Below are 1,669 nucleotides of genomic sequence, written 5' to 3'. Positions count from 1 at the left end.
AGGCCCCGCCGTGGACGTGCTCGGTGCGGCCTCGGGGCCGTACCGGTTCCGCGGTCCCCGGCATGAGCGGAGCCTGTCGCAGGCTCCGCGTCGGCCCTGCGGTCCGGCCCCACTGATGGGTAACGAGGCACCGGCCGCGCCGGCACGCGGGCGCGGCCATCGCCGGGGAAGGGGCGGAGCCTACAGCCAGCGGCGCTGTCCCGCGGCCGCGTGGAGGTACTCGTGCAACCGGGCCGCCCAGTCCTCACCCGCCGCCGTGGCGTGGTCGACCCGCAGCCGCTGGAACGTGTCGCGGCCCTCGGTCAGCAGTCCGCCCTTCTTGTCCATCTCCAGTACGACGTCACAGCCCTGCTGGTCGGCGACGAACGTCAGCTCCAGCTCGTTGAGTCCCGGGTAGTGGCCCGGCGCGCGGTACTCGATCTCCTGGTAGAACGGCAACTGCTGGCGGGTGGCGCGCACCCGTCCCCGTTCGCAGTCGGCCTTGCTGAAGGCGAACCCGAGCCGCTCCAGCGCGTCCAGGATGACCGCCTGCGTCTCCAGCGGGTGGATCGCCACCGGGTCCAGGTCGCCGGGGTCCACACCTCCGGCCACGTGCAGCTGGGTGTTCAGCCCCACGTGCATTCCCCGCAGGTACTGCCCCCGGTGGGAGGTGATGGGAGCCTCCCATGGCACCGGCAGCTCGAACGGGACCCGTAGCTGGGCCTCGGCCTGCAGATGCAGCTCCCCGCCGACCCGTGCCCGCGTGAACTCCAGGGTCTGGTTGTACTCGGTGTCTCCGCGCTCCACTCCGACGCGTGCCTGCAGCCCGACCGTCAACTGTTCGATGCGTTGGTCCACCGAACCGCCGTTGACGAACACCTCACCGCACAGTGCCCCTCCGGGAACCGTGTTCGCTTCGCGCAGTACCGTCTCCACGGACGCGTTCCCCAGCCCCAGACTCGCCAGAATACGCCTCACAGCACTTCCTTTCGATGATCACGATGGTCGGCCGGCACTTGGACGCGCCGGGCCGGAGGGCCGTTCCGGCCCACCGGACGCGCCGATCATGCTCCATGCGGACCCTCTGACGGAAACCGGCCGCTCCGGCCGGGGACGCGCGTGCGGCGCAGCGGCCGGATCGAAAGCCGGCGCGGGAAGCCGGGGCCGGTATCGGCTGCGGGACCCGCTGAGGACGCGCGGCCGCCCCGTTCGTCTTGACACCGTTTATTCCTTCCTGGCTATATTTCTTGCATGGCATCGACATTCGAGGTGGTGGCCGATCCCCGGCGCAGGGAGATCCTCGATCTGCTGCGCGCCGGAGAGCGCCCGGTGGGGGAACTCGTGGAGAGGCTGACCCTGACCCAGCCCACGGTCTCCAAGCACCTCAGGGTGCTCCGCAACGCCGGACTCGTCGAGGTGCGCCACGATGCCCAGCGCCGGTGGTACCGGTTGCGCGCGGAACCGCTGGCCGAGCTCGACGCGTGGCTCGCGCCGTACCGGCGCATGTGGAGCAGCCGCCTGGACTCGCTCGAACAGCACCTGAACGCCATGCCCGACGACGCGGCAGAGGCTCCGCAGCGGGGAGCGGAGCCGTAGGGCGCCGCACCGCGCCCTTCTTCAGCGCACGAGGCGGAAGAACTCCCGGACGTCGGCTGTCAGCAGGTCGGGGGCTTCCATGGCCGCGAAGTGG

Annotated in this window: 2 protein-coding genes; one reads left to right on the top strand and one right to left on the bottom strand. The window is 70.9% G+C overall.

What is annotated here, in order from left to right; genetic code table 11:
- Window positions 1–180 precede the first annotated feature (180 nt).
- Window positions 181–957: a sporulation protein gene (locus VS93_RS26330; RefSeq protein WP_046472533.1), complete on the bottom strand. Its 777-nt coding sequence runs from the start codon at window positions 955–957 to the stop codon at window positions 181–183.
- Between the two features lie 273 nt (window positions 958–1,230).
- On the opposite strand from VS93_RS26330, the gene VS93_RS26325 reads away from it, so the two are divergent.
- Window positions 1,231–1,575, top strand: a complete 345-nt coding sequence (locus tag VS93_RS26325; RefSeq protein ID WP_046472532.1) for an ArsR/SmtB family transcription factor — start codon at window positions 1,231–1,233, stop codon at window positions 1,573–1,575.
- Window positions 1,576–1,669: the final 94 nt, after the last annotated feature.

Source organism: Allosalinactinospora lopnorensis (genome assembly GCF_000981225.1).
In the GTDB taxonomy this organism is placed as follows: Bacteria; Actinomycetota; Actinomycetes; order Streptosporangiales; family Streptosporangiaceae; genus Allosalinactinospora; species Allosalinactinospora lopnorensis.
This window is presented reverse-complemented; position numbering and strand designations above follow the sequence as displayed.

What these genes read in the sequence shown, in the direction of transcription:
- VS93_RS26325 (WP_046472532.1), top strand. Translation starts at nt 1,231, where the DNA reads ATGGCATCGACATTCGAGGTGGTGGCCGATCCCCGGCGCAGGGAGATC.